The sequence below is a fragment of the Parachlamydia acanthamoebae genome, from assembly GCF_000875975.1.
In the GTDB taxonomy this organism is placed as follows: domain Bacteria; phylum Chlamydiota; class Chlamydiia; order Chlamydiales; family Parachlamydiaceae; genus Parachlamydia; species Parachlamydia acanthamoebae.
The window spans coordinates 1-238 of the sequence record NZ_BAWW01000029.1; the positions used below are offsets into that span (position 1 = coordinate 1).

Below are 238 nucleotides of genomic sequence, written 5' to 3' on the forward strand. Positions count from 1 at the left end.
CGAATCAACCTTTCAGGAGAACAGCTTTATTCCCAAACTTACCGCTATGACCAAGCAGGTAATCTGATCCAAAAAGATCTGCCTTTCAACATCGGTCAAACGACCTATGCTTACGATCTACGTAGTCAGCACAAGTCGATCCACTCTCCACATTTCAGTGAAACAGGAGTTACATATGATGCAGTTGGGAATCTTCTTACACAAACTTACACCGATCCAATTGGTCGTTTGCCTTGTC

At 43.3% G+C, this 238-nt stretch carries 1 protein-coding gene; it reads left to right on the plus strand.

The window, feature by feature from the left end:
* Window positions 1–238, plus strand: a 238-nt coding sequence (locus tag AOM43_RS07160; protein ID WP_152618846.1) for a hypothetical protein, incomplete at both ends; no start/stop codon positions are given.